This window comes from Pseudomonas saliphila, from assembly GCF_008638345.1.
GTDB lineage: Bacteria > Pseudomonadota > Gammaproteobacteria > Pseudomonadales > Pseudomonadaceae > Halopseudomonas > Halopseudomonas saliphila.
Window position 1 is genome coordinate 1 of the sequence record NZ_VTVA01000006.1, and the last position, 25,469, is coordinate 25,469.

A 25,469-nucleotide genomic window follows, 5' to 3' on the forward strand; every position below is an offset into this window, starting at 1 on the left:
GGTCGGGGTGTTCTTTTGTGCGCGATATATTTAAGTTTGCCTATATCCTTTTTTTTGCTGGTGCCTGACGGTCAGTTGTCGCAGGGCGCTGCCGACATCCTATGCGGTATACTTGTCCGATATTTTCCACTGATGCGCCCTTGTTTGGGCCGGGCCTGATACTGAGGAGACTGCCATGGACCAGGATCGCGTTTTAATCTTCGATACAACGCTTCGCGACGGAGAGCAAAGCCCCGGGGCGTCGATGACGGGCGAGGAAAAGCTGCGGATCGCCAAGGCGTTGGAAAAGCTGAAGGTCGATGTCATCGAAGCCGGCTTTGCCATTGCCAGTCCGGGTGACTTTGAAGCGGTCAAGGCGATCGCGGACAACATCAAGGACAGCACCGTGTGCAGTCTCGCTCGGGCAGTGGAAGCCGATATAGAGCGCGCGGCCGAGGCCCTCGCCGGCGCTAATTCAGGCCGCATTCATACCTTTATCGCGACCAGCCCGATACACATGCAGCACAAGTTGCGCCTTGAGCCCAATCAGGTGCTTGAGCAGGCGGTGCGCGCGGTCAAGCATGCGCGTAATCTCTGTGGCGACGTCGAGTTCTCTTGTGAAGATGCCGGCCGTTCCGAAATCGACTTCCTCTGCCGGATTATCGAAGCGGCTATTGCTGCCGGCGCGCGCACCATTAATATCCCGGATACTGTCGGCTACTCCATTCCCCACCAGTTTGGCGAGACTATTCGGCAGATCATCGAGCGGGTGCCGAATTCCGATCAGGCTATCTTCTCGGTGCATTGCCATAACGATCTGGGGTTGGCGGTAGCCAACTCTCTTGCGGCAGTGTGCGCCGGCGCCAGACAGGTGGAATGCACGATCAATGGCCTCGGTGAGCGGGCCGGTAATGCGGCGCTTGAAGAAATCGTTATGGCGATCAAGACGCGGGAAGACATCCTCGGTGTGCATACCGGTATCGTTACCGAGAACATTCTCAGCGCCTCACGTCTTGTCTCCGGAATTACCGGATTTCCTGTGCAGCCGAACAAGGCGATCGTTGGTGCCAATGCCTTTGCGCATGAATCGGGTATCCATCAGGACGGCGTGATCAAGCACCGCGAAACCTACGAGATAATGAGTGCCCAGTCGGTCGGCTGGCATACCAATCGCTTGTCACTCGGCAAACTCTCGGGGCGCAATGCGTTCCGCAATCGTCTGGACGAGCTGGGCATTCAGTTGCCTGGTGACGCCGAGTTGAACGCTGCCTTTAGCCGCTTCAAGCAACTGGCTGACAAGAAGCACGAGATTTTTGATGAAGACCTGCAGGCACTGGTCTCGGACACACTCACCGAAGCGGTTGAACATCTCAAGCTGGTTTATCTGGACGTGACTTCACGCACTGGTGAGACACCTATAGCGCGAGTGACACTGACTGCCGATGGAGTAGAGCACAAGGCTGAGTCAGAAGGCTCCGGCCCAGTGGATGCGACGTTCAAGGCAATCGAACAAGTCGTTCAGTCCAATACAGTTCTGCAGCTCTATTCGGTGAATGCCATTACTCAGGGCACAGATTCCCAGGGAGAGGTCACGGTGCGGCTGGAAAGAGCCGGACGTATAGTCAATGGCAACGGTGCAGATACCGATATTATTGTTGCCTCGGCGAAGGCCTATATCAACGCCCTGAACCTGATTCAGGCTGGAGCGCTCAAAGCACACCCACAGGAAGCTGGTGTTTGATGCTTGAGCAGACGCGCCTGTCTTATCTTGAGGCCATGGGGGTCGCCAATTGGATGCCGCGTGCGGTGCTTGCTAACGCGGCACAACGTGTGCCGGCCGACGTCCCACCACCTCCATTGCAGGCCGCCCCCGTATCAGAGCCACCTGAAAAGCCTACTTCGGCGCTCATCGCCCCTGAGGTCGTCGCGCCGCCTGCCAGGAAACACATACCGATTCCGGTGCCGCGCCCCGGCGCTACAAGCAGACCGGCGGTCGAATCCCCACCCGAGCCGGCCCAGCAGACTGCGCCGGCAGTCCCTGTGGGCCCCTTTTATGTGCAGCTTTGGTTGGCCGGGCCCTGCGCGCTGCTGATTGAGACGCAGGAACCTGGTCTGGAGAGTGCGTCTCCCACGTTTCGGTTACTCAATGAGATTCTTCGTGCGGCTGAGTTGCCGACGCCGGCCAGGCTCTACGCCGACTTTCACTGGCCCCTGACCAGGAACCGGCAGCTGGATAACAGCGCGGTGGCCGCCAGTCAGGGTTTGCAAGCCTTCATGCAGGCGCGTTTAGAGTCTCAGCAGATCGATTCTATCGGGTGTTTTGGTGCTCATACAGTGTTATTGAGCGATCCGGATGCCGAGGCCATTGCAGACCTCGCTGGGAGAGTGGAGTCGATTGATCAGCTTCCCCCCGCCTGGTTTGTTCCCTCTTTGGAAGGCTTAATGGCTGAGCCCGAAGCGAAGCGCCGGCTCTGGCATTTTCTCAAACGCATAAAGGCACAGTGGGCGGTAGTGAATGACTGAATTGTATTTCCGCCCAATGCTCGAGGGCGATGTGGACGCTGTGCTGGATATCGAATGTTCTGCCTTCTCTCATCCCTGGACGCGCGGCATTTTTCTGGACTGTATCCGTTCCGGCTATGAATGCTGGCTGTCATTCGAAGGTGATAGGCAGGTAGGTCACGGCGTACTCTCGGCTGCAGCTCAGGAATCGCACTTGCTCAACCTGACAGTTCGGCCGGATCGTCAGGGTCGAGGCTATGGCCTCAAGATGCTGGAACGGCTGATGGCGCGCGCCAAGCTTCGTGACGCGGGTGTGGCTTTTCTTGAGGTGCGTGAATCCAATGTGTCGGCTATCCGCTTGTATGAGAACTTCGGGTTCAATGAGATCGGGCGTCGACGCGGTTATTATCCGGCAGCACAGGGCCAGGAGGATGCCTTGGTGATGGCCTTCTCGCTGCTGGACTGAGCGATTGCCCAAGAGCAATGACGGCTGACGCTACGCCGCGAATCAGATCAAACTCAACAGGGAAACGCATGGACGACCTTACACAGCTATTCAAGAACAATCGTGAATGGGCGGACTCCATCAAGCAGGAGGCCCCGACATTCTTTACCAAACTGGCGGGCCAGCAAGCGCCGGAGTTTCTCTGGATCGGGTGCGCGGATTCCAGGGTGCCCGCCAATGAAATCGTTGGTTTGCTTCCGGGCGAATTATTCGTCCACCGCAACATAGCCAATGTCGTGCTGCATACTGACCTGAACTGTTTATCGGTCATGCAATTCGCCGTTGATGTGCTCAAGATCAAACATATTATCGTAACCGGTCACTACGGCTGCGGCGGCGTCAAAGCCGCCATGAGCAATACACAGTTGGGTCTAAGCGATGGCTGGCTGAGGACAATTCGCGACCTGTATTTCGAGCAGCGCGAACGGTTGCGTCTGGTCGAAGATGAAGAAGTTCGCCTGGACCGCATGTGTGAGATGAACGTCATTCGCCAGGTGGCCAATGCCAGTCATACCAGTATTGTGCAAAACGCCTGGCATCGAGGACAGCCGTTGGCCGTGCACGGCTTCATTTATGGCATCAAGAATGGTCATCTGAAGAATCTCGATGTCACCGTGACCGGCCCGGAGCAGATCCCCGAGCAGTACCGTCTCAGCCCGCCCTGATGCGTAGCGAGCGATCCTTGGCCATGGCAGGGCTGGTGATTTGCACGCTGGCCTGGGCTGGTAATGCGCTGGTCGCCAGGGCTACCGCAGGTGAGTTGCCCCCGATAGGCTTGTCCTTCTGGCGCTGGTCGACCGCTCTGGCACTACTGCTGCCCTTTACTGTCCGTGGCCTATGGCAGCATCGCGAGGTGTTATGTACGCGGTGGAAGCATGTCGTCGTGCTCGCGGGACTGAGTATCTCCTCCTACAACACTTTGCTTTACCAGGCTGCACAGAGCACCACGGCCATCAACCTGACGCTGGTGAACACCGGCCTGCCGGTCGCTGCGTTTATCTGGTCCGTGGTGCTGCTGCGTATCTGGCCCAGCGTCCTGACCCTGCTGGGTACGCTGCTGTCCTTTCTCGGCCTGCTGGTTATACTCAGCATGGGACAGCCTGAACGGCTGCTGTCGCTGGCATTCAATCGGGGCGACCTGATCATGGTTCTGGCGGTTTTATGTTGGGGCCTGTACTCGGTGTTACTACGGTACTGGATGCTGCCAGTGCCGGGATTGGTTCAGCTGGCTGCTTTGCTGATCTGTGGCGTGCCGATCTTGTTACCCTTCTATTTATGGGAGTACAGCACGACGGGTGGGATGCCGTTGACGGCTCAGGCAGTGGGTGCGGTGGCCTATACCGCGGTTTTCGCTTCGTTGCTCGCGTATTGGGCCTGGAATAACGGGGTTCGGGTGCTGGGGCCAGCCACTGCATCATTGTTCAGTTACCTGATGCCTGTATTCGCGGCCTTGCTCGGTATGTTCATTCTGGGTGAGCAGTTGCAATGGTTTCACTTTGTTGGCGGAGCGCTGACCTTCCTTGGTCTGGTTCTGGCTACCCGTCCCGGGCACGCCAGGTAGCTTGATCGGCCGCCTATCTCTGCTTCAACTAATGCTCATCAGGCTAGCATTGCCCCCGGCCGCAGCGGTGTTAATGCTGAGCGAGCGTTCGATGTAGAGGCGCTCGAGCGCTACCTGCCGATCTCCGGGCACATATCCGCTCACACCGACTATGGGTCCGCTGCGTTGCGCCAGGAGTTTGCACAAGGCGCGCAACTGATCGGAGTCGCCGTGGTGCAAGACCGCCTCGAATTCAAGGCTATCCTCCTGCCAGTTCGTGGTGCTCTCGATCCTTGCCTGTACCGCAGCGGGGAGACGGCCGAGCAGATACCGGCTGGTGTCGTCTTCCGGCCAGACTGCTGTGGAGCCGACAGCAAGCAGCGCCGCTAGCTGGATCAGGCGGTCTTGCTGGTCATCCGCCAGGCTCAGTACGCGTTCGCGCGGCAGTATCGTATAAGCGTTGCGCTCACCGGTCGGGCCTGGCAGCACGCGCGTCACACCGCTCTGCGAGAGGGCGGCGAAAGTGTCACAGGCAGTCACCAGTCCTGCATTGTTCTGCTCGCGCGCCCAGTCCCTGAACGCAGTCAGCGGCAGGTCGATGCGCTCGGCCATGCTTTCACGCACGCGCGTGTCGTTTTCACCTTCAATGCCCATGCGCTTGAAGGTCGGCGCCGCGCCTTCTGCGGGACAGCTTGCCAGTAAACGATACATGTAGAGTGGACCACCCGCCTTTGGGCCGGTGCCGGACAGACCTTCACCGCCGAAGGGTTGCACGCCGACCACCGCGCCGACGATATTGCGATTGACGTATACATTGCCGACCCGGGCCTTACTCACCACCTGTTCGATGGTTTCATCTATGCGCGTATGCACACCGAGGGTCAGTCCATAGCCGGTGCCGTTGATCTGATCCAGCAGACTGGCAAGTTCCTCGCGACGGTAGCGCAACACGTGCAGTACCGGCCCGAATACCTCGCGCTGGAGTTCTGCCAGATTATCGATTTCGATCAGGGTTGGCAGCACGAAGGTGCCTCGTTCCAGTGCATCAGGTTCATGGCGTCCAGCCTGTACAACCCGGCGGCCCTTCGAGCGCATGTCGGCGATATGGCGCTCAATCGTAGCCTTGGCCTCGGCGTCTATGACCGGGCCTACATCGGTGGCCAGGTGATCAGGGTTGCCGACGTTATAACCGGCAAAGGTCCCCTCAAGCATTCTTAACAAACGCTCCGCTACATCGTCCTGCACGCAGAGTACTCGCAGCGCTGAACAGCGTTGGCCCGCACTATCAAAGGCTGAATCGACCACATCGGCGACCACCTGCTCTGTCAGAGCCGAGGAGTCGACAATCATCGCGTTCTGCCCACCGGTTTCCGCGATCAACGGAATCGGACGCCCCTGGGCATCGAGTCTGCCGGCCAGGTTACGCGAAATAATATTCGCGACGTCGGTTGAGCCGGTGAACATCACACCCTTGATGCGCTCGTCGCCAACCAGTGCGTCACCCAGTGTCGCGCCATCACCTGGCAGCAGCTGGACTGCGCCTTCGGGTACGCCGGCCTGGAGCAGAAACTGGATGGCCTGGGCGGCGATAAGTGGTGTCTGTTCAGCGGGTTTGGCAATCACGGTATTGCCCGCAGCCAGTGCAGCCACCACTTGCCCGGTAAAGATCGCCAGTGGGAAGTTCCAGGGACTGATACACAGCACGGTGCCCAGCGGCCGATGTGTGTCGTTGTTGAAATCCTCGCGGGCTTGTAGACCATAGAACCGCATGAAGTCGACCGCCTCGCGGACTTCGGCGATGCCATTGGAAAAGGTTTTGCCGGCTTCGCGAGCCAGCAGACCGAGCAGCGGCTGGATCTGGGCCTCCATCAGATCAGCGGCGCGCTCAAGGATAGCCGCACGCTCCGCCGGTGGAGTCGCCTGCCAGATAGGCGCTGCAGTCCGCGCGGCCTGCAAGGCGTTGGCTGCCTCCTGCACGGTTGCATTGCGTACCTGACCCACGCAATCGCGCAGATCGGCTGGGTTGTGTACGTCTTCCCATGTGCCCTCGGCAATCTCACATCCGAGCATCGGCTGGGCCCGCCACTGCAGCTGGGTGCTGGCCAGCAGGGCGCTGGACAGCGATGCCAGGCGTTGCTCGTTGGACAGGTCTATGCCGCTCGAGTTGGCGCGCCTGGAGCCGTACAGGTCCCGCGGCAAGGGAATGCGTGGATGGGGCAGTCCCAGCGCTCCCTCCTGGGCCGCGGCCTGCTGCACCGTCACAATAGGATCCTCGACCAGCTCGCTGATGGCTACCGAGCGGTCAGCGATGCGATTGACGAAGGACGTATTGGCGCCGTTCTCCAGAAGCCGCCGCACAAGATAGGCGAGCAGGGTCTCATGGGTGCCAACCGGGGCATAGATCCGGCACGGGCGGTTCAGTTTGCCATCGGCGGTCTTGCCCACGACCTGGTCATACAAGGGCTCACCCATGCCGTGCAGGCACTGAAATTCGTATTGTCCGGGGTAATAATTCTGGCCGGCCAGATGGTAGATGGTCGCCAAGGAGTGCGCGTTGTGGGTAGCGAATTGCGGGTATACCGCATCCGGTGCCGCCAACAGCTTGCGCGCACAGGCAATATAGGAAATGTCGGTGTACATCTTGCGGGTATACACCGGATAGCCCTCAAGCCCCTCAAGCTGAGCAAACTTGATTTCACTATCCCAATAAGCGCCTTTAACCAGGCGAATCATCAGACGATGGCTGCTGCGACGCGCCAGGTCGATCAGATAGTCGATTACATAGGGGCAGCGCTTCAGGTAGGCCTGGATGACAAAGCCGATTCCGTTCCAGCCGCGAAGATCGGGCTCGAAACACAACCGCTCGAGGAGGTCGAGTGACAGCTCCAGGCGGTCTGCTTCCTCCGCATCGATATTGATGCCTATGTCGTACTGGCGGCCCAGGCGGACCAGCTCCAGTAACCGCGGGTAAAGCTCGTCCATGACCCGATCATACTGGGCACGGCTGTATCGCGGGTGAAGGGCAGAAAGTTTGATGGAAATACCGGGCCCTTCGTATATACCTCGACCGTTCGACGCCTTGCCGATAGCATGGATAGCCTGTTCGTACGAGGTCATATAGGCGCGGGCATCTTCCTCGGTCATCGCCGCCTCGCCGAGCATGTCGTATGAATAGCGAAATCCCTGCGCTTCCAGTTTCGACGCGTTAGCCAGCGCTTCTCCGATGGTTTCGCCGGTAACGAACTGCTCGCCCATCATGCGCATGGCCATATCGACGGCCTTGCGAATCACTGGTTCGCCGCTCTTGCCGATAATGCGATTGAGTGAGCGGGTCATGCCTGTTTCGTTGTGTGTCGATACCAGTCTGCCGGTGACCAGCAGCCCCCAGGAGGCAGCGTTGACGAACATCGACGGGCTGTTGCCTAGGTGCTGCTGCCAGTTGCCATGGCTGATTTTGTCGCGAATCAGCGCATCGCGGGTGCCCTTGTCGGGTATACGCAATAGGGCTTCGGCCAGGCACATCAGCGCGACTCCCTCCTGGGAAGACAAAGAAAATTCCTGAAGCAGTCCCTGGACCAATCCGGCCCGGCCGCTGGCCCCCTTACGTGCCCGCAGTTGCTCGGCCAGGCGGTAGGCCAATTCATAGCTGGAAGTGGCGATCTGCTCGGGGACGCGGGCCTGTTCCAACAATAGCGGAACGATTTCCGGCTCGGGGCGACGGTACGCCGCCGTGATGGCCGCGCGAAGTACTGGCTGCGGCAGAATACTGTGCGCAAATTCGAGAAAGGGTTGAAACGACTGATCGGACAAGGCCTCTACAGCATCGTCGTCGTCGTCGCCATCGCCGATACGCTGCGCCAGAGCAGCCAGTTCAGGCATCTCAATGCCGCGGTCGAGGGTTTCCAGATAGCTGAATATAGCCTGCTTGATAAGCCAATGCGGAGTGCGATCGAGGCGGGCAGCAGCGTCCTTGAGTCTGGCGCGGGTGACTTCGTCCAGCTTGACGCCGAGGGTGGTGTTGGCCATGCGATTGTACTCCGTTAGCGACTCAGGCAAGCAGTCAGTATTGGTCGAAACGGAAAATTAAGCCAAAGGTGCAACCAGGTGCAACCGGTATCGGACGAATGAAGAGTTGGCCTCTTTGTGCAGAGATGATCGGGGTCGATAATGCTCGCGCAGAGTCCGGTGTTCAGGCCGCGGGGAACTGGGTGGTCAGGGGGGGGCGATTCGTTTAAGAGGTACGCGAGACAAGACGTGCAATAAAAAAGGGCCTAGCCGAAGCTAAGCCCTTGAAAAGGTTGGTGGCTACACCTGGACTTGAACCAGGGACCCCAGCATTATGAATGCTGTGCTCTAACCAACTGAGCTATGTAGCCGTCCGAGGCGCGCATTATTCCCATCTGGGTAAATATTGTCAAGCTTCCGAGCGTGTCGATTCCTAAAATTTTCAACTGCTTAGCCTCGTTGCCCGCGCTTATCCGGGTTGCTCTGGCCGTCCCATGAGTCGCAGCACGGTAATGTCAGCCACTGGCTTCCGTCGCAGCTTCCTGGGGTGAACTCTCGAACTTGATATCGGGAAAGGTGCCGCCTATAAACTCTAGACTGCGAGTCGGGAAGGCGAACTCGACGTTCATCGATTCCAGGCCCTGCATGATCCCCAGGTTGATCTCCTGCTGAATGTCCATGTATTCGTTGTAATCAGCGGTCTGAACGATGTGTACCACCTCGAAGGTCAGCTGGCTGTCGGCGAAGGCAGAAAAGTGTGCTCGGTCGAACCGGGTCTTGTCGATGGCCTCGACAACGCGGCGCACCATTTGACCCACCTCTCTGACGTCCTTGGACGAGGTGCGGTAGCTGACGCCGAATCGGAACACGATACGGCGGGTCTGCATGCGTTTGTAGTTATGCAATGTTTGCGAGAGGAGGTCGGCATTGGCGCAGACTATCTGCTCGCCGCTGAGGCTGCGGATGCGGGTGGTCTTCAGACCGATGTGTTCGATATTGCCGGCCTCGTCGCCGAATACCACGAAATCGCCGATTTCGAAGGGCTTGTCGATGCCAATCGAGAGGGAGGCAAATATGTCGCTCAGCAAGGTCTGTACCGCCAGCGCGATGGCGATACCGCCGACCCCGAGGCTCGCAACCATGGCTGTGATATCCACGCCGAGATTGGCCAGAATCGACAGCAGCATCATCGTCCACACGACGATACGTATCATGATGCCAATGATCGTCGTGGTTACCGGATTACGGGCCTTGCCGTCTCGCGTCAGACTCTCCGTCCATAGGCGTACGGCCATATCCAGCCAAAGCGCAATCTGAAAGGCGAGGGCGATAAACCACCCATGGGACATGGCGTCTTGCCAGCGTGGAGAAAGCTCCACCACCTTCAAACCGATCAGCAGAGAGAAGGCCAACACCAGCAGGCGGCTGGTGTTGCGCAGCAGCTGGGCGGCAAAGAAGTAGCTCTTGGCACGTCGGCGCTGGGACAGCGAGTCCAGACGCTGGCTGGCGATCCTCAGCGCTACGGAGAGAACGAGGTAACTGGCAGTGGTGACTGTGAAGAGAACTGCCAGGTCAAACAGGAGCGGATGATTCCAGAAGGCGTCCCAATTCATGCTGTGGATTCTCCTTGAGCTTAGGTGAATGCGGCATGAATTCTGGCGACTGTGGCATCGATAAGTTCCTTTTCCCGATATCGGCCACAAAAAAGCCGCCCGGAGGCGGCTTGGCAACAACGCTTTATTTAGACGTTGAAACGGAAGTGCATGACGTCGCCATCCTTGACGATGTATTCCTTGCCTTCCAGGCGCCACTTGCCCGCTTCCTTGGCGCCGTTCTCGCCGTTGTACTTGATGAAATCTTCGTAGGCGATAACTTCGGCGCGGATGAAGCCTTTTTCAAAATCCGTATGAATGACTGCAGCAGCCTGGGGGGCGGTGGCACCGACCTTTACGGTCCAGGCGCGGACTTCCTTCACGCCTGCGGTGAAGTAGGTCTGCAGATTCAGCAGTTCATAGCCGGCGCGGATGACGCGGTTCAGCCCAGGCTCTTCCATGCCGATGGCTTCGAGGAACATGTCCTTTTCTTCGCCATCGTCGAGCTCGGCAATCTCGGCCTCGATCTTGTTGCACACCGGCACGACTAGAGCACCTTCTGCCTCGGCAATAGCGCGCACGACGTCAACCAGCGGGTTGTTCTCGAACCCGTCTTCGGCCACGTTGGCGATATACATCACCGGCTTGCTGGTGAGTAGATGCAGGCTCTTGATCAGCTTCTTGTCTTCATCGCCGAGATCCTTCAGCAGCGAGCGCGCAGGCTTGCCTTCCGAAAAGTGCGGGATGAGCTTCTCGATCAGTGCCTTCAGCGCAACGGCTTCCTTGTCCCCGCCCTTGGCATTGCGGGTGGCACGTTGCAGTTGCTTTTCGCAGCTGTCGAGGTCGGCAAAGATCAGTTCCAGATCGATGATCTCGATGTCGCGCTTGGGGTCCACAGAGTTGGAGACGTGGATAACGTTGTCATCCTCAAAACAGCGCACGACGTGGGCAATGGCATCGGTCTCGCGAATGTTGGCCAGAAACTGGTTGCCCAGGCCTTCGCCTTTCGACGCACCTTCCACCAGGCCGGCGATATCAACGAACTCCATGGTGGTAGCGAGCACTTTCTGCGGCTTGACGATCGCCGCGAGCGCATCCAGGCGCGGGTCGGGCATAGGCACGATGCCGCTGTTCGGCTCAATGGTGCAGAAGGGGAAGTTCTCAGCCCCTATGCCGGCTTTGGTCAAGGCATTGAACAGGGTGGATTTGCCCACGTTAGGCAAGCCGACAATACCGCAATTGAAACCCATACTGGTGTCCTCTGCCGCGTTCGCGGCGGATAAATGATTCAGGCTTTGAAGCTATGCAGGCGTCTAATGACCGCTGTCCAATCGCCGGCAAGCATGCCGGGAAGTTCGCGCACGGCTTCGTCGATACAAGCGTCGAGTAAATCCTGCTCGCTGCGCGGGGCGCGGCCGAGTACGAAGCCGGTCACCTGAGAACTGTGGCCGGGATGGCCGATCCCCAGACGCAGGCGGTGGAAGGTATTCTGATTGCCCAGGCTGGCAATGATGTCGCGCAGCCCGTTGTGTCCGCCGTGCCCACCACCTTGTTTGCATTTGACCACGCCGGGAGGCAGGTCGAGCTCATCATGAGCGACCAGGATCTCTTCGGGGGTAATGCGGTAGAAGCCAGCCAGTGCGGCAACAGCCTGACCACTGCGGTTCATGAAGGTAGTAGGTATCAACAGGCGAACATCCTGACCGGAAAGGGTGAGACGGCCGGTCAGGCCGAAAAATTTGCTCTCGTGACGCAGCTCAGCATTATGCCGGTGCGCGAGGCGCTCAATAAAAAGGGCGCCAGCGTTGTGACGGGTCAGTTCATACTCAGGTCCTGGATTTCCCAGGCCGACCATCAACTTGATTCCCTGCGTCACAACGGGCGCCCTCCAGAAGACTCAGCAGAGATTATTCTGCTGACTCTTCGCCTGCTTCAGGTGCTGCTGCGTCACTTTCATCTTCAACGGCAACGCGCGGAGCCATGACATTCACAACCGGCAGGTCGTGATCACTACCCTGCGCCAGGCTAGGAATAGTGACGCCTTTAGGCAGCTTCAGCTCGGACAGGTGGATGATTTCACCCAGCTTTAGATCGGCCAGATCAACGTCGATCGATTCTGGCAGATCCTTCGGCAGACAGCTGACTTCGATGTCCGGCAGGTTGCGGAAGATGATGCCGCCTTGCTGCTTGACGCCGTGGCAGGTGTCTTCGTTGAGGAAGTGCAGCGGAACCTGGACGGTTACCTTGTGACCGGCAATAACACGCAGAAGATCGACGTGCATGATGCGCGGCTTGGAAGGGTGGCGCTGCACGGCCTTGAGCAGGACATTCTGTTTCTTGCCATCAACGTCAAGCGAGATGATGTGCGAGTAGAAAGCTTCGCTTTCGAGCGCCTTGTTCAGCTGGCGAGTTTCCAGCGAGATGCTCTGTGGTGCTTTGGTGCCACCGTAAACAATAGCCGGTACCAGATCAGCGATACGACGAAGGCGGCGGCTCGCACCTTTCCCCAGGTCGTTACGCTCTTTCGCATTCAGTGTGAAGTCGACCATATGTAGTCTCCTTGCTAAGCATCCGGGCATTTGCGACCAACGCGTCGGATGAATGATGAAAACCCGACCGAAATGGGCGGGCTGTTGGTATCAGTGCAGTGGGCCTTAACGGAACATTGCGCTAATGGATTCTTCGTTGCTGATGCGACGCATCGCCTCGGCAATAATCGGTGCCATGTCCAGCTGGCGGATGCGGTCGCAGTTTTCTGCAGCAGCCGACAGCGGAATAGTGTTGGTCACGACGAGTTCGTCGAGCATGGAACCGTTGATGTTTTCAATTGCCTTGCCCGACAGGATCGGGTGGGTGCAATAGGCGGACACGCGGGTGGCGCCGAAGTCCTTCAGGGCCTTGGCGGCGTGACATAGCGTGCCAGCGGTATCAACCATGTCGTCAACCAGGATGCAGTTGCGGTTCTCAACATCACCGATGATGTGCATGACTTCGGACTGGTTGGCCTTGGGGCGGCGTTTGTCGATGATCGCCAGATCTACACCCAATGATTTCGCAACGGCGCGGGCACGTACGACACCGCCAATGTCAGGGGAGACGATCAGCAGGTTGTCCATGCGCTGATCCTGAATATCGTCGATCAGCACCGGGGAACCGTAGATATTGTCCACCGGAATATCAAAGAAACCCTGGATCTGGTCGGCGTGCAGGTCGACGGTGAGGACGCGGTCAACACCGACCACATCCAGCATGTCGGCGACAACCTTGGCGCTGATGGGGACGCGGGCAGAACGCGGGCGGCGATCCTGACGGGCGTAACCAAAGTAGGGAATCACCGCCGTGATGCGCGACGCCGAAGAGCGGCGCAGGGCATCGGCCATGACGACCAGTTCCATCAGGTTGTCATTGGTCGGTGCGCATGTCGGCTGGATCATGAAGACATCCTTGCCGCGCACATTTTCGTTGAGTTCAACGCTGACTTCGCCATCGCTGAAGCGGCTGACGGATGCATCACCAAGGGGGATGTGCAATTGACGCACGACGCGTCGTGCCAGATCGGGGTTAGCGTTCCCCGTGAAAACCATCATCTTGGACACGCAGCAATACCTTTCTGGGTAGTGGTCGTTGCGAATGAGCCGGTATACCGACGGCGGGCAAAAGTGCCTGGTCGGTTAGGTCGACTCAAGATGTAATGATTGCTGCCGGGAAAATGGCAGGGGCGGCTGGATTCGAACCAACGCATGGCAGGATCAAAACCTGCTGCCTTACCGCTTGGCTACGCCCCTGTAACTGTCCGGATGCAAAGGTTGCATCCTTCTTACGCCGCTTTGTAGAGCAATTGGTGTAACGGTGATCTGTTACATCCCTTTGCAACAAAGGTTTGCAGTGTGGCTGGCAACCGGGCGCGAACTTTATCAGCTTCGCGTCTACTTGGGAAGGCCCCAAATAAGCAACTGCCAGATCCGGTCATCTTAGCTTCACAATAATTGTTTAGCAAGATCAACGCGTTACGTATTTCAGGATAACGCGCTTCAACAACAGGCAAGAGATCGTTTCGACCGCCATGCCTCCGGAAGGCCGCTAATGTAATGGGCGGCGTATCACGCGTCAACCTTTGATCCGAAAATATTTCCGCGGTGCTGACCTGGCAGGGCGGTACCACCACCAGATACCAGGGTTCGTCCAGCTCCACGGGCGTCAACTGCTCGCCGACGCCTTCTGCCCAGGCCGCCTCACCGCGCACAAACACCGGCACGTCCGCACCGAGTTGCAGGCCCAGGGTCGCTAGCTGGTCAATGCTGAGTCCGGTTTTCCACAGGTGATTGAGTCCGACCAGGGTGGTCGCAGCGTCGGAGCTGCCGCCGCCGATACCGCCTCCCATGGGCAGACGCTTCTCCAGGCGGATATTCGCGCCAGCGGTGCAGCCGCTGGATTTTTGCAGCAAGCGTGCCGCCTTGACGATCAGGTTGTCCTCGGCGGGCACCCCGGGCAGCTCTGGTTGCAGGTCGATACGGCCATCGTCGCGTGCGACCAGATGCAGCGTGTCGCCATGGTCAATGAACTGGAACAGGGTCTGCAGCTCGTGATAGCCATTCGCCCGGCGGCCGGTGACGTGCAGAAACAGGTTCAGCTTGGCCGGCGCCGGAAGGCTCAGGGAGGTAGTGGTCATTCGGAAAACTCGGGCTCCCATTGCGTCACGATCAGGGTGAGCAAAATATCATGCCCGGCCAATTGCATGCGTTGTGGCAACTGAAGGCCATCGACGTCCTGATAGCGGCTGTATTCAATGGTCCAGCCGGCCTGTTGCAGGCGCGCCAGTCGGCTGTCGATGTCCAGTTGCAGGCGGCTCGGGCTGTCCGGCGCAGGTAAGCCTCGCACCCACCAGAGCAAATGCTCCACCGGCAAGCGCCAGCCTATCTGTTCTTCAAGCAGTGCCTCGGCGGTGGCCGCCTGCATGGGTTCGCGGCCGGCAATTTCCAGGGTGACACCGGCAGGGGTCCCGACTATCTGGGTGGCGCCCCGTCCCAGCGGGCCGGACAGGCGGATGTCGTAGCTCTCGCTCTGCTGTAGCCAGAGCAGGGTCCCACTACCGGATTGCTGTGCTGAGCGCATGCCCAGCTTGCCCTGCAGGGTCCAGCTGATAATGGGCTCTACCGATTGGCGATGGGCCTTCCAGGCGCGGGTGTCGCCGCCGAATTCGAGGGTTTCGCGTTTATGCAGATTGCCGCAGGCGCTCAGCGCCAACGCCAGGCAGAACACCGTGGCGACACGTATAGCCGAATGCATTACCGGGCCTCCAGGCGTTCACGGGTAGAGCGGATCAGTGCGCCTTCTGGCTCGTCTTCCACGGCTTCTTTCCAGATGGCGCGTGCTTCGGCCTTGCGGCCTTGTTGCCACAGGACCTCGCCCAGGTGTGCTGCGACTTCCTGGTCGGGAAATTCACGGTAGGCCTGCCGCAGCAGTTCTTCGGCTTTATCCAGATTGCCCAGGCGGTAATGTACCCAGCCCAGGCTGTCTACGATCGCCGGATCGTCCGGTTCAAGGCTGCGCGCGCGCTCGATCAGTTCGAGCGCTTCATCAAGGCGCTCGTTACGGTCGGCCAGTGTGTAGCCCAGGGCGTTGAGCGCCATGGCATTGTCTGGCTCACGTTCGAGGATGGCGCGCAGATCGCGCTCCAGTCCCGCCGGGTCGCCAAGTTTTTCCGAGACCATGGCCCGCATGTAGAGCAGGTTGGTGTGAGCCTCGAATGCCTGCAGGGCTTCGTTGATACGCTCCAATGCGCGCTCTGGATGTTTATCGAATAGTGCTTCGATTTCGATCAGATACAGCTGCAGCTGATGGTCGGGGTTGGCCAGGCGATCCGCTGCCAGGGTGACTGCGAGCCTGTCAGGGTTGTCGCGTTCGATCAGCACGCGGCTGATCTGCAGACGTGAGGTCAGAAACTCATTGCCGTCGTCGATGCTCTGCCAGGTTCGCAGGGCGTCTTCCTGGCGATCAGATTCCAGGTAGGCCAGGCCCAGGTGATACAAACCCGTGCTATCGCCTGGTGCAATGTCGGTCAGGCGTTCGAGGTACTCGATCGCCGCATCCGGGTCGCCATTCTCGAGGTTCACCAACCCCAAGGCGAGAAGCAGCTCAGCGTCATTCGGGTTCTGCTCGACCAGCAAGGCAAACTGCGCCGCGGCAGCTTCCAGGTCATCGTTCGCTACCAGCAGGCGGGCGAGCAACAGGCGCATGCGCGAATCATCGGGAAAGCTGATCAGACCATCTTGCAAAGTGGAGATGGCTTTCTGCGCCTCGCCCTGTTCTGCCAGCAGGCGCGCATGCAGCATGACTGGCGCGGCAGCGGTATGCGCCGCCGGGTTCTGCTCAAGCAACGCCAGAGCCTCCGCTTGTCGATCCTCCTGTTGCAGCAGCAGAGCAGTGGCGAACACCAATTGAGCGTTTTCCGGATTTTTCTGCTGTAGTTGCTGCAGGCTCTGCAGGGCGGCCTGACGTGTAGCCGAGTCGGTCTGTGCGGCCGCCAGCGCGAGGAAGTCGAAATGCGTTTCGCCGTGAAGGGCGAGCACTTGCTCCATCATGCCCATGGCGCGCTCATGGTCGCCTGCTCTGGCTAGTTGTAACGCCGCGGCGCGCAGCGCCTCAGGATCTTCCGGCTCAACTTCTACCCACAGAAGGGCCATCTCCAAGGCAGGCTGCTGGGCGCCGAGAAACTCTGCTACCTGCATGGCACGCTGAATAATGCCTGGGTCCTGGGTGATGCGGGCCTGCTCAAGGTAATTGCTCAGCGCCACATCGAACCGGTTGCGTTGCCCGGCGATCTCGGCAGTAAGCAGAGCGAACAGCGTGTCCTGACTGAACTGGCCGTATACTATGGGCGGCTCAGGTTCAGGTAACGGCGAAATCGTGGTTTCAGGGTTCGCTAGCTGCGGAGATGACTGCTGGGAGTTGCCAGTGGCAGCGCAACCGGTGAGCCAGAGCCCGAATGCCGTGACCAGCAAGGGGTAGGTGTAGGAAGCCTTCATGGATGCTCTCTAGGACGCTCGGATCGTTACAGGCGGGAGGTTCATCATGACACAGGATACCGCGCAAACCCAAAACCGCCCCCGGCGATTATGCTAGCCATTATTGCGGCGGCGAGCTTTTTATCCGTGTTCAAACTCAGTGTCACGAAAGCGTGAATGAGAAATAGCGGGATCTGAGCGGGCGTTATGGTTTTCGGTATTTCCTGCGGGAATTGATCGGCGCCCGCTTACATAGGACAATTACACGTTTTCGACCCGTGTCGTTCGGGTATATGAGGCTCCATGGGCTTTCTCGCATTCGGGATCAATCACAAGACTGCTGCAGTAGACGTGCGCGAGCGGGTTGCGTTTGCCCCTGAACGATTGGCAGATGCACTCCAGCAGATGCTGGACGAAACGCACGCCCAGGAAGTGGCGATCCTCTCTACCTGCAATCGCACCGAGATTTATTGTGCCCAGGACCATCCGGATATCGAAGGCGTTCTGGAATGGGTGGCGCGTTATCACGGCGTTGCAGTGGCCGATCTTCAGGGTTGCAGTTACCTGCATAGCGATGCCGGCGCGGTCCGCCACATGATGCGTGTTGCCGCCGGCCTGGATTCGATGGTGTTGGGCGAGCCGCAGATTTTCGGACAGATGAAGGATGCCTGGCAGGCCGCGCGCACCGCCGGCACGCTGGGCCCCTACCTCGACAGGCTGTTCCAAAGCACCTTCAATACCGCGAAACAGGTCCGTACCGACACCTCGATTGGTGAGAACCCGGTGTCGGTTGCCTTTGCTGCAGTCAGCCTGGCAAGACAGATCTTTTCCGATCTTCAGCGCAGTACGGCTCTGCTGATCGGCGCGGGCGAGACGATCGCGCTGGTTGCCAGGCATCTGTATGACCAGGGTGTCAGCAATATCATCGTTGCCAACCGTACCCTGGAGCGTGCACAACTGCTCAGCGAGCCGCTGGGCGGGCAGGCTATCATTCTCAACCAGATCCCCGACGTGCTGTCGCGGTGCGACATCATTATCAGTTCCACCGCCAGCCCGCTGCCGATCCTGGGTAAAGGCATGGTCGAGCGTGCGCTGCGCAAGCGCAAACACCGGCCGGTGTTCATGGTCGATATTGCCGTGCCGCGGGACATCGAACCGGAAGTTGGCGGCCTCTCGGACGTCTATCTGTATACCGTCGATGATTTGCACCAGGTCATCGAAGAGAACATGCGTTCGCGACAGGGCGCAGCGGAGGCGGCTGAAAGGCTGATCGAACTGGGCACCAGCGAGTTTATGCAGCGCTTGCGAGCGCTGGCTGCGGTGGATGTGCTGCGTCGTTATCGTCAGAAGGCGGAAAAATTGCGCGACCAGGAGCTGCTCAAAGCCCAGGCGCGGCTTGAGCGCGGGGTTGACCCTACCGCTGTATTGACGGAGATGGCGCGCGCGCTGACCAATAAGCTGCTGCATGACCCAAGCGTGCAGCTCAAGCAGATGAGCGCAGAGGGTCGGGCTGAAGCGCTGGCGTTGGCGCAGGAACTGTTCGCGTTGGACGACGAGACGAATTCACCACAAGGCTGACCATGAAGGCATCACTGTTAAACCGGCTGGACATACTGACGGAACGCTTCGAAGAACTGTCTGCATTGCTGAGCGATGCAGAAGTGATCAGCGATCAGACGCGCTTTCGCGCCTATTCCCGTGAATATGCCGAGCTTGAGGCGACCGTCAATTGCTATGCGCAGTGGCAGCAGGTCAGTGCCGACCTGACCGAGGCGCGCAGTCTGCTCAAGGATAGCGATGCGGACATGCGCGAAATGGCCGAGGAAGATGCCAAGCAATGTCAGGCGCAACTGGTCATTCTCGAAGCAGACCTCAATCGACTGTTGTTGCCCAAGGACCCGAACGACGAACGCAACGTATTCCTTGAGGTGCGCGCCGGCACGGGTGGGGATGAAGCGGCGATTTTTGCCGGCGATCTGTTTCGCATGTATTCGCGTTACGCCGAGCGCCAGGGCTGGCAGGTCGAGATCCTCTCGGAGAATCTTGGCGAGCATGGTGGCTACAAGGAAGTCATCGCCCGGGTTGAAGGGCGCGGCGTCTATTCCAAGCTCAAGTTTGAGTCGGGCGCACACCGTGTGCAGCGCGTGCCGGAAACTGAATCACAGGGCCGTATCCATACCTCGGCCTGCACCGTGGCGGTGTTGCCGGAGATGGATGAACAGGCAGCCGTCGAAATCAATCCGGCGGATCTGCGGGTCGATACCTACCGCTCCTCCGGCGCGGGTGGGCAGCACGTTAACAAGACCGACTCGGCTATCCGGTTGACCCACTTGCCGACCGGTATCGTGGTGGAGTGTCAGGAGGAGCGTTCGCAGCACAAGAACCGCGCCAGGGCCATGAGTCTGCTGCAGTCGAAACTGGTCAACCGCCAGCGTGATGCGCAGGAAAAAGAAGTGTCCGATGCCCGCCGGCAGCTGGTGGGCTCAGGCGACCGCTCCGAACGTATCCGGACCTACAACTTTCCCCAGGGTCGGGTGACCGATCACCGTATCAACCTGACGCTGTACAGCCTCGACCAGGTGATCCAGGGCGAGCTTGATAACGTAATCGAGCCGCTACTACGCGAGCATCAGGCCGATCAGCTGGCAGATCTGGAACAGGCATGAGCCTGACCGTGGCAGCCCTGTTGCACGCGGCGATACTGCCGCAGTCAGACAGCGCGCGGCTTGATGCCGAGTTGCTGCTGGCGCATGTACTGAACAAGCCGCGCAGCTTCTTGCTGACCTGGCCCGAACATCAGCCGCAACCCGCCGAGATCGAGCTTTTCTACTGTTTGCTCAAGCGCCGCCAGCAGGGCGAGCCCGTTGCCTACCTACTCGGACGGCGCGGGTTCTGGAGCCTGGATCTGGAGGTCGACAGTTCCACGCTGATTCCGCGGCCGGATACCGAAAGGCTGGTGGAAGTCGCCCTTGAGCGCGTGGTCAATCAGCCGGCGCGGGTCCTTGATCTGGGTACCGGGACCGGCGCTGTCGCGCTGGCCATTGCCGTCGAGCGGCCAACCTGGCAGGTCACCGGATGCGACAGCTCGGTCGCGGCCGTTGCCCTGGCCGAACGCAACCGCCAGCGGCTGGGCATCGGTAATGCCACCTTTTTGTCCAGCGACTGGTTCGCCGGGCTGGAAGAGGGAGTCGGCTTCGATCTGATTGTTTCCAATCCGCCCTACATTGCCGACAACGACCCGCACCTGACCGAGGGCGACGTGCGGTTTGAACCCGCCAGTGCATTGGTCAGTGGTGCCGACGGTCTGAATGCCATCCGTCATATCGCCCAGACAGCGCCGGCGTTTCTTCAGCCAGGTGGCTGGTTATTGCTGGAGCACGGCTGGGAGCAGGCTGCAGCGGTACGCGACCTGCTCGGCGCACGGGGCTTCATGGAGGTGCAATCCTGGCAGGATCTGGCTGGCCATCAACGTATCACTGGAGGGTGTTGGCGTGGATGATCAACAGTTATTGCGTTATGGCCGTCAGATTCTTCTGCCGCAGATCGATATCGCGGGCCAGCAAACGCTTCTCAAGAGCAGCGTCCTGATCGTCGGTTTGGGCGGACTGGGCGCACCGGCCGCGTTGTATCTGGCGGCGGCCGGCGTCGGCAGGTTGTTGCTGGCCGATCATGATTCGGTAGACACCACTAACCTGCATCGTCAGATCATCCACCTCACCCGCGATGTCGGGCGGGCCAAGGTGGAATCGGCCGGTGATACGCTGCGCGCGCTGAACACCGATGTCCAGCTGACCCTGATTGAACGCGAACTGGAAGGCGAGACGTTAACTCGCGCGGTGCAGGAGGTGGATCTGGTACTCGACTGCACGGACAACTTCGCTACCCGGCTGGCAGTCAACGCGGCCTGTTTCGCTGCCGGAAAACCCCTGGTCTCGGGCGCGGCGATCCGCCTGGAAGGGCAGGTCAGTGTATTCGACCCGCGGCTGACGGACAGCCCTTGCTATCAGTGTCTGTATGGGGAGAGTGGCGAAGAGGCGCTCAGCTGTAGCGAGGCGGGTGTCATCGGCCCGCTGGTTGGCATGATCGGCAGTCTGCAGGCACTCGAAGCGCTCAAGTTGCTGGTCGGCTTTGGCGAGCCACTGACCGGGCGGTTACTGTTGATCGATGCACTGACCAGTCGCTTCCGGGAAATGCGCATCAAGCGCGATCCTGCCTGCAGCTGCTGTGGAACCGGCGGCCGTGGGCAGTAACGCACCGGTCGGCGTGTTCGACTCCGGGGTCGGCGGGTTGTCGGTGCTGGGCGAAATCAATCGCCTGTTGCCGCATGAATCGCTGCTATACGTGGCCGACAGTGGCCACGTTCCCTACGGCGAGAAGTCAGCTGAATATATCCGCGAGCGCAGCCGTAACATCGCTGCGTTTCTGGTGGAGCAGGGTGCCAAGGCGTTGGTGCTCGCCTGCAATACCGCCACGGCGGCCGCGGTAGCGGATCTGCGTAGCCGGTACTCCATTCCTGTGGTCGGCATGGAGCCCGCCGTGAAACCCGCAGCGCTGGCAACCCGCACCGGTGTGGTGGGTGTGCTGGCGACCACTGGCACGCTGCAGAGCGCGCGCTTTGCGGCGTTGCTCGATCGGTTCGCCGGCTCGGTACGGGTGATAACGCAGCCGTGCCCGGGGCTGGTTGAGTGCGTGGAGCGCGGCGAGCTGCAGGGGCCGCATGCGGAGCAACTGCTGCGCGCCTATACCGATCCGCTACTCGAAGCTGGCTGCGATACGCTGATCCTTGGCTGTACCCATTACCCTTTCCTGCGCGCCCAGCTGCTGGCCATCCTCCCCTCAGGAATCACTCTGGTTGATACCGGCGCGGCCGTGGCGCGGCAACTGCGCGCGCGGTTAACCGAGGCCGACCTCCTTGCCGCCAGCCCCTCTGAGCCCCCTCAGTTCTGGACGACCGCAGTACCCGCGTCGCTGCAGGACGTGATGCCCGTGCTCTGGGGGCGGAACGAGACGGTACGGCCGTTGTCTGTTTAAGCGAGACACCCGGGCTTGTTGCCCGTTACGCAAGGAAAAAAATCAATGAAGAAACGCGGTCTTGTAGTTGGATGCCTACTGTCCTGCACGACGTTGGCACCATTGGTTCACGCGGTAGATGGCATCTCGATTGAAGCGGGCAGAAGTTCGGAATCGACCAATACCTTCCGGTTGGCCGCTCAGTTCGACTTCGGACAGACTATCTGGCAAAACCAGGCGGGCAATGTCCGGCTGGGCGGTTATTGGGATGCGGGAGTTCGCCGCTGGAGCGGGCTGGACGCGACCACCTTCGCCATTTCGCCGGTACTGCGACTAGATTTCGGTCGCGGCAATAGCGGTATAACCCCCTATCTCGAGGCGGGTGTCGGCGCGTCCTATTTCACGCGCTCGAACTTCACCGATGAGGATGTCGATCTGGGCTCGAAATTTCAGTTCGAGGATCGTCTAGGCGCGGGTATACGTTTTGCTGACGGCTCGGAGCTGGGTCTGCGGGCCTTTCATTATTCCAACGCGGGCATCAAAAGCCCGAACCAGGGTATCGAGACGGTCTCCCTGCATTATCGTTTCGATATCTGATCGCGACCTGTCATAGCCGGGACGACGAGACCCCGCCGCAGTCAGGCGGGGTACCTAGCGACTCTTCCTCTTATCAGCAGCCATTTGCATGCGATGCTGCTCACGATACAGCTGAGCGAACCCGTGTAGCAGCGGAAACAATACGGCCCAGCTGATCGAGGTGATCGCCAGAGTCGACATCGGATTCTGCCCCAGACCCACACCGCGTAACGCAGCATTAGCGCTGTAGCAGAGCAGTGCGGCGACGGCGCCCACCGCGCTGGCCAGCCACCAGCTGCGGCCACTCCAGGCCAGACAATGATTCAAGGTGGTCCCCAGCAGCGCCCAGACGAGTGCCTGCCAAAGCGGCACCAGAGCTGGATCGCCAGGATAGGTCAGCACATTCATCTGCAATAGAAAGGAATCCAGCGTGGCGCCCGCCAACATGACGCTGACCACGGTTTTACCTTCCGCCGACCAGGAACTGACCAGCACGAAATGCACCGTCAGCGCCACCAGTGGAATCAGCAACCACCAGGTGGATCCGCCCAATACGCAGGCTAGCCAGCCAACAATGAACAGCGATGCGTTAATGAGATTGCTTGGTGCAGACATGATGTCCTCTGAACGGTGAAACCGGGCGCCAAGTCTACCCGATGCAGCCGAGGCGAATGGTCAGATCAGCGTGCGGGCAGTCTGCTGTCCGCTTAACCAGGCATTTTCTACCCGGCCATCCATGCACCAGTCACCACAGACATACAGCCCCAGCTCCGGCGCAGCCAGTGCGCCCCAGCTACGCTCCTCGACGGGGCGAGCAAGGAGCCAGCGGTGCGCATGAGCAAAAGCGGGTTCCGGCAGGGTGATCCCGAGCACCTCGGCCAGTGCGTCGGACAGTCGAGCGGCGACCGATTCGCTTGAAGCCTCCAGGTTGTGGGCAGACCAGGCAGTTGTGGCGTGCGCCACCCAGGTATCGCTGTCCTGGCGTCCCGGTTTACTGCTGTTGCGCGAGATCCATTCGAGCGGCCCTGCGCGTACGAAACAGGCTTCGACTGAGGTTGGCAGCGGCTGATCGAAGGCGATTGCCAGCGTCCAGGTGGGCGCCATGTTGATTTGCGCTACGGTGTGTTGCAGCGTCGGCGCCAGATCCAGCAGTGCTATGGCCTGCGGCGCGGGGGCGGCAACGACGACGCGATCGAAAGGGCCATGGATGGTGGCTGAATCGTCCTCCAGCGTCCATTGCGCGTCATCGGCCTGGTGCAAGCGAGTGATACGCGTCTGGCTGGTGAAGGTCACCTCCGCCAGCAGCTGGCGCGGCAGTGCCGACATGCCCGGCACACCAACAAAGCGCTGCTGGGCGTCGGGGGACTCATGCAGGCCTGCGTCGGTGTAACGGTAAAGTTTTGGCGTCCACTCCGCTGCCCAACCGCTGTCCAGCCAATGCTGCAGTGCGTGACGAAAGCGGCTGTCTCGCGCCGTGAAATACTGTGCGCCGAGGTCAAACCCACCCACAGGGGTGCGTTTAGTGCTCAGGCGACCGCCACAGCCTCTGCTTTTGTCGAACACAAACACCTGATGACCAGCCTCGTGCAGCGCGCTGGCTGCGCTGACGCCCGCCAGACCGGCGCCGATCACGGCAATACGAAGAGAACTCATGGGGCGGGGGTTCCTAGGCTAGACTTGTTTGACGATCATCATAGGTCGGTTACCTGCCTCTGTACATTCAGGACCGCTCTGGATGGTGCCGTTCAGCTGCATTGATCGCGATTCGCCAGTGACCTGTTAAGCTGGGTGCCAGGGTCGGTTGTCGTTTCGTAACGATGTTTCCAGAGGGAGTTACGCATGCAGGGAGTCACGCCATGCACGTATTGTTGACAGGTGGCACAGGCCTGGTTGGACGGGCGCTGTGTCATCGATTGTTGGCCCAGGGACACAAGGTGAGCGTGTGGAGCCGGCGACCGGAACAGGTCCGCGGATTGTGCGGGTCGGAAGTAGAAGGCGTTGGCCGGTTGGAGCAGCTTGATGATGTTGCATTGGATGCAGTCATCAATCTGGCTGGCGCCCCCATAGCCGACCGACGCTGGACCGCGGAGCGCAAAGCGCAGCTCTGGGCCAGCAGGGTGACACTCACCGAACATCTGGTGGATTGGATGGGTGGCCTGACAAACAGGCCAGCGGTGTTGATCAGCGGATCGGCCGTTGGCTGGTATGGCGATGGTGGCCAGGCGGAACTGACCGAAGACAGCGCGGCCAATCGGCAATATGCCCATACCCTCTGCGATGCCTGGGAGGCCGCGGCGCGACGTGCCAGCTCGCATGGCATCAGGGTGTGTCTGGTACGCACCGGCTTGGTGCTTGCGCCACATGGCGGCTTTTTGCAGCGCCTGCTCAAGCCATTCAGTCTGGGGCTGGGCGGGCCGATCGGATCGGGCAGACAGTACATGTCGTGGATCCATATCCAGGATGAGGTGGGCATCATCCTGCACCTGCTGAATCACCCGGATTGCAAAGGTGTGTATAACGCCACTGCACCGAACCCGGTAACCAGCAAAGAGTTCGCCCGTGCGTTGGGCAGGACGCTGCATCGTCCTGCCTTCCTGCCGGTCCCCGGTATCGCTTTGAAAGCGGCGCTGGGAGAAATGTCCATTTTACTACTGACCGGTCAGCGCGTGCTGCCGGCCAGGATCACCGAAGCAGGCTACACCTTTCGCCATGCGACGCTTGATGCGGCGCTGGATGATGTAATCAATAATCACTGA

General features: G+C 59.6%; 23 protein-coding genes and 2 tRNA genes. 12 read left to right on the forward strand and 13 right to left on the reverse strand.

Features of this window, described 5'->3' with window-relative positions:
* The first annotated feature begins 175 nt into the window (after positions 1-175).
* The 5 genes from FHK95_RS08230 (at position 176) to FHK95_RS08250 (ending at position 4,547) form a co-directional block, all read left to right on the forward strand.
* Positions 176-1,720: a 2-isopropylmalate synthase gene (locus tag FHK95_RS08230; RefSeq protein ID WP_150304127.1), complete on the forward strand. Its 1,545-nt coding sequence runs from the start codon at positions 176-178 to the stop codon at positions 1,718-1,720.
* Positions 1,720-2,502: a superantigen-like protein SSL4 gene (locus FHK95_RS08235; RefSeq protein WP_150304128.1), complete on the forward strand. Its 783-nt coding sequence runs from the start codon at positions 1,720-1,722 to the stop codon at positions 2,500-2,502. Before FHK95_RS08230 ends, FHK95_RS08235 begins: the two co-directional genes overlap by 1 nt.
* Positions 2,495-2,947 carry a ribosomal protein S18-alanine N-acetyltransferase gene (rimI, locus tag FHK95_RS08240; protein WP_150304129.1) on the forward strand — a complete coding sequence of 151 codons (453 nt, stop codon included), beginning with the start codon at positions 2,495-2,497 and terminating at the stop codon, positions 2,945-2,947. Before FHK95_RS08235 ends, rimI begins: the two co-directional genes overlap by 8 nt.
* A gap of 68 nt (positions 2,948-3,015) precedes the next feature.
* Positions 3,016-3,651 (forward strand): carbonate dehydratase, encoded by a 636-nt coding sequence (can, locus tag FHK95_RS08245; protein ID WP_150304130.1) that lies wholly within the window; start codon positions 3,016-3,018, stop codon positions 3,649-3,651.
* A complete protein-coding gene (locus FHK95_RS08250) occupies positions 3,651-4,547 on the forward strand; it encodes a DMT family transporter (RefSeq protein ID WP_150304131.1) in 897 nt (298 codons plus the stop codon). The genes can and FHK95_RS08250 overlap by 1 nt, the downstream gene beginning before the upstream one ends.
* 24 nt (positions 4,548-4,571) lie before the next feature.
* Here the strand turns inward: FHK95_RS08250 and putA are convergent, their stop codons facing one another.
* From putA to FHK95_RS08305, 11 genes are all read right to left on the reverse strand, one after another.
* Positions 4,572-8,552: a trifunctional transcriptional regulator/proline dehydrogenase/L-glutamate gamma-semialdehyde dehydrogenase gene (gene putA, locus FHK95_RS08255; protein ID WP_150304132.1), complete on the reverse strand. Its 3,981-nt coding sequence runs from the start codon at positions 8,550-8,552 to the stop codon at positions 4,572-4,574.
* A gap of 273 nt (positions 8,553-8,825) precedes the next feature.
* Positions 8,826-8,902 (reverse strand) — tRNA-Met (locus tag FHK95_RS08260).
* A 144-nt stretch (positions 8,903-9,046) separates the two neighbouring features.
* Positions 9,047-10,144: a mechanosensitive ion channel family protein gene (locus FHK95_RS08265; protein ID WP_150304133.1), complete on the reverse strand. Its 1,098-nt coding sequence runs from the start codon at positions 10,142-10,144 to the stop codon at positions 9,047-9,049.
* A gap of 128 nt (positions 10,145-10,272) precedes the next feature.
* A complete protein-coding gene (ychF, locus tag FHK95_RS08270; RefSeq protein ID WP_150304134.1) occupies positions 10,273-11,373 on the reverse strand; it encodes a redox-regulated ATPase YchF in 1,101 nt (366 codons plus the stop codon).
* A 38-nt stretch (positions 11,374-11,411) separates the two neighbouring features.
* On the reverse strand, positions 11,412-11,978 hold the full coding sequence (gene pth / locus FHK95_RS08275; protein ID WP_150304320.1) for an aminoacyl-tRNA hydrolase: 567 nt from the start codon (positions 11,976-11,978) through the stop codon (positions 11,412-11,414).
* A 52-nt stretch (positions 11,979-12,030) separates the two neighbouring features.
* Positions 12,031-12,672 (reverse strand): 50S ribosomal protein L25/general stress protein Ctc, encoded by a 642-nt coding sequence (locus FHK95_RS08280; protein ID WP_150304135.1) that lies wholly within the window; start codon positions 12,670-12,672, stop codon positions 12,031-12,033.
* 105 nt (positions 12,673-12,777) lie between these two features.
* Positions 12,778-13,719: a ribose-phosphate pyrophosphokinase gene (locus tag FHK95_RS08285; protein WP_150304136.1), complete on the reverse strand. Its 942-nt coding sequence runs from the start codon at positions 13,717-13,719 to the stop codon at positions 12,778-12,780.
* A gap of 114 nt (positions 13,720-13,833) precedes the next feature.
* Positions 13,834-13,908, reverse strand: a tRNA-Gln gene (locus FHK95_RS08290).
* A 32-nt stretch (positions 13,909-13,940) separates the two neighbouring features.
* Entirely contained in the window at positions 13,941-14,792 is an 852-nt protein-coding gene (gene ispE / locus FHK95_RS08295) for a 4-(cytidine 5'-diphospho)-2-C-methyl-D-erythritol kinase (RefSeq protein WP_150304137.1), read from the reverse strand.
* Positions 14,789-15,409: a lipoprotein insertase outer membrane protein LolB gene (lolB, locus tag FHK95_RS08300; protein ID WP_150304138.1), complete on the reverse strand. Its 621-nt coding sequence runs from the start codon at positions 15,407-15,409 to the stop codon at positions 14,789-14,791. The genes ispE and lolB overlap by 4 nt, the downstream gene beginning before the upstream one ends.
* A complete protein-coding gene (locus FHK95_RS08305; RefSeq protein WP_235906741.1) occupies positions 15,409-17,148 on the reverse strand; it encodes a tetratricopeptide repeat protein in 1,740 nt (579 codons plus the stop codon). Before FHK95_RS08305 ends, lolB begins: the two co-directional genes overlap by 1 nt.
* 282 nt (positions 17,149-17,430) lie before the next feature.
* On the opposite strand from FHK95_RS08305, the gene hemA reads away from it, so the two are divergent.
* From hemA to FHK95_RS08335, 6 genes are read left to right on the forward strand one after another with little or no spacing between them, the layout of a single operon-like run.
* On the forward strand, positions 17,431-18,705 hold the full coding sequence (hemA, locus tag FHK95_RS08310) for a glutamyl-tRNA reductase (protein ID WP_150304139.1): 1,275 nt from the start codon (positions 17,431-17,433) through the stop codon (positions 18,703-18,705).
* A 2-nt stretch (positions 18,706-18,707) separates the two neighbouring features.
* Positions 18,708-19,793, forward strand: coding sequence for a peptide chain release factor 1 (prfA, locus tag FHK95_RS08315; RefSeq protein ID WP_150304140.1), 1,086 nt, complete (start codon positions 18,708-18,710; stop codon positions 19,791-19,793).
* Complete coding sequence (gene prmC, locus FHK95_RS08320) at positions 19,790-20,626, forward strand: peptide chain release factor N(5)-glutamine methyltransferase (protein WP_150304141.1); 837 nt, start codon at positions 19,790-19,792, stop codon at positions 20,624-20,626. Before prfA ends, prmC begins: the two co-directional genes overlap by 4 nt.
* Positions 20,619-21,377, forward strand: coding sequence for a molybdopterin-synthase adenylyltransferase MoeB (moeB, locus tag FHK95_RS08325; protein WP_408003602.1), 759 nt, complete (start codon positions 20,619-20,621; stop codon positions 21,375-21,377). The genes prmC and moeB overlap by 8 nt, the downstream gene beginning before the upstream one ends.
* Entirely contained in the window at positions 21,367-22,158 is a 792-nt protein-coding gene (murI, locus tag FHK95_RS08330) for a glutamate racemase (protein ID WP_150304142.1), read from the forward strand. The genes moeB and murI overlap by 11 nt, the downstream gene beginning before the upstream one ends.
* A gap of 45 nt (positions 22,159-22,203) precedes the next feature.
* Positions 22,204-22,734 (forward strand): acyloxyacyl hydrolase, encoded by a 531-nt coding sequence (locus tag FHK95_RS08335; protein WP_150304143.1) that lies wholly within the window; start codon positions 22,204-22,206, stop codon positions 22,732-22,734.
* Between the two features lie 54 nt (positions 22,735-22,788).
* On the opposite strand, the gene FHK95_RS08340 is transcribed toward FHK95_RS08335, so the two are convergent.
* The gene (locus FHK95_RS08340) at positions 22,789-23,328 is read right to left on the reverse strand and encodes a DUF2878 domain-containing protein (RefSeq protein ID WP_150304144.1); all 540 of its coding nucleotides are present in this window, start codon (positions 23,326-23,328) and stop codon (positions 22,789-22,791) included.
* Between the two features lie 60 nt (positions 23,329-23,388).
* Positions 23,389-24,366 (reverse strand): NAD(P)/FAD-dependent oxidoreductase, encoded by a 978-nt coding sequence (locus FHK95_RS08345; protein WP_150304145.1) that lies wholly within the window; start codon positions 24,364-24,366, stop codon positions 23,389-23,391.
* A gap of 203 nt (positions 24,367-24,569) precedes the next feature.
* On the opposite strand from FHK95_RS08345, the gene FHK95_RS08350 reads away from it, so the two are divergent.
* Positions 24,570-25,469, forward strand: coding sequence for a TIGR01777 family oxidoreductase (locus FHK95_RS08350; RefSeq protein ID WP_150304146.1), 900 nt, complete (start codon positions 24,570-24,572; stop codon positions 25,467-25,469).

What these genes read in the sequence shown, in the direction of transcription:
- FHK95_RS08305 (WP_235906741.1), bottom strand. Translation starts at nt 17,148, where the DNA reads ATGAAGGCTTCCTACACCTACCCCTTGCTGGTCACGGCATTCGGGCTC.
- lolB (WP_150304138.1), bottom strand. Translation starts at nt 15,409, where the DNA reads ATGCATTCGGCTATACGTGTCGCCACGGTGTTCTGCCTGGCGTTGGCG.
- ispE (WP_150304137.1), bottom strand. Translation starts at nt 14,792, where the DNA reads ATGACCACTACCTCCCTGAGCCTTCCGGCGCCGGCCAAGCTGAACCTG.
- FHK95_RS08345 (WP_150304145.1), bottom strand. Translation starts at nt 24,366, where the DNA reads ATGAGTTCTCTTCGTATTGCCGTGATCGGCGCCGGTCTGGCGGGCGTC.
- prmC (WP_150304141.1), top strand. Translation starts at nt 19,790, where the DNA reads ATGAGCCTGACCGTGGCAGCCCTGTTGCACGCGGCGATACTGCCGCAG.
- ychF (WP_150304134.1), bottom strand. Translation starts at nt 11,373, where the DNA reads ATGGGTTTCAATTGCGGTATTGTCGGCTTGCCTAACGTGGGCAAATCC.
- FHK95_RS08250 (WP_150304131.1), top strand. Translation starts at nt 3,651, where the DNA reads ATGCGTAGCGAGCGATCCTTGGCCATGGCAGGGCTGGTGATTTGCACG.
- FHK95_RS08350 (WP_150304146.1), top strand. Translation starts at nt 24,570, where the DNA reads ATGCACGTATTGTTGACAGGTGGCACAGGCCTGGTTGGACGGGCGCTG.
- rimI (WP_150304129.1), top strand. Translation starts at nt 2,495, where the DNA reads ATGACTGAATTGTATTTCCGCCCAATGCTCGAGGGCGATGTGGACGCT.
- can (WP_150304130.1), top strand. Translation starts at nt 3,016, where the DNA reads ATGGACGACCTTACACAGCTATTCAAGAACAATCGTGAATGGGCGGAC.
- prfA (WP_150304140.1), top strand. Translation starts at nt 18,708, where the DNA reads ATGAAGGCATCACTGTTAAACCGGCTGGACATACTGACGGAACGCTTC.
- FHK95_RS08340 (WP_150304144.1), bottom strand. Translation starts at nt 23,328, where the DNA reads ATGTCTGCACCAAGCAATCTCATTAACGCATCGCTGTTCATTGTTGGC.
- FHK95_RS08280 (WP_150304135.1), bottom strand. Translation starts at nt 12,672, where the DNA reads ATGGTCGACTTCACACTGAATGCGAAAGAGCGTAACGACCTGGGGAAA.
- putA (WP_150304132.1), bottom strand. Translation starts at nt 8,552, where the DNA reads ATGGCCAACACCACCCTCGGCGTCAAGCTGGACGAAGTCACCCGCGCC.
- FHK95_RS08335 (WP_150304143.1), top strand. Translation starts at nt 22,204, where the DNA reads ATGAAGAAACGCGGTCTTGTAGTTGGATGCCTACTGTCCTGCACGACG.
- FHK95_RS08265 (WP_150304133.1), bottom strand. Translation starts at nt 10,144, where the DNA reads ATGAATTGGGACGCCTTCTGGAATCATCCGCTCCTGTTTGACCTGGCA.
- FHK95_RS08235 (WP_150304128.1), top strand. Translation starts at nt 1,720, where the DNA reads ATGCTTGAGCAGACGCGCCTGTCTTATCTTGAGGCCATGGGGGTCGCC.
- hemA (WP_150304139.1), top strand. Translation starts at nt 17,431, where the DNA reads ATGGGCTTTCTCGCATTCGGGATCAATCACAAGACTGCTGCAGTAGAC.
- FHK95_RS08230 (WP_150304127.1), top strand. Translation starts at nt 176, where the DNA reads ATGGACCAGGATCGCGTTTTAATCTTCGATACAACGCTTCGCGACGGA.
- pth (WP_150304320.1), bottom strand. Translation starts at nt 11,978, where the DNA reads ATGGTCGGCCTGGGAAATCCAGGACCTGAGTATGAACTGACCCGTCAC.